The sequence below is a fragment of the Campylobacter sp. BCW_6873 genome, from assembly GCF_001762365.1.
In the GTDB taxonomy this organism is placed as follows: domain Bacteria; phylum Campylobacterota; class Campylobacteria; order Campylobacterales; family Campylobacteraceae; genus Campylobacter_D; species Campylobacter_D jejuni.
In genome coordinates, this window is sequence record NZ_MJWS01000007.1 from 1 (window position 1) to 330 (window position 330).

The 330-nt window shown below is 22.4% G+C and carries 1 pseudogene; it reads left to right on the top strand.

The features are described from left to right. Positions 1 to 93: 93 nt before the first annotated feature. Positions 94 to 330, top strand: a pseudogene (locus AJ932_RS10400) (hypothetical protein); the annotation flags it as partial.

A 330-nucleotide genomic window follows, 5' to 3' on the forward strand; every position in this document is an offset into this window, starting at 1 on the left:
TTTAAGAGCTTGTGTAAAGATATAGATAATAAAGTAATAATTTACAATAAAGCTTATTGGGAAATATTCAGCAATAGAGAAAAAGGAAATACAATGCATGATGAAAAAGGAGAATTCTTTTTTAATCAAAAAATAAATAAAAAAATATATTTTGATTTTAAAAAATCAGAAAGCATTAATGTGTTGCAAAAAAATAAATTTACTTTAACAGAAGTTACATTTGAAGATTATTATGATGGTATTCATTATTCAACACACTTATCTTATATTTATAATGATTATGGTATATTTTTGGGAGGTGATGAGGGTGCTGGATTATATTTTAGATAT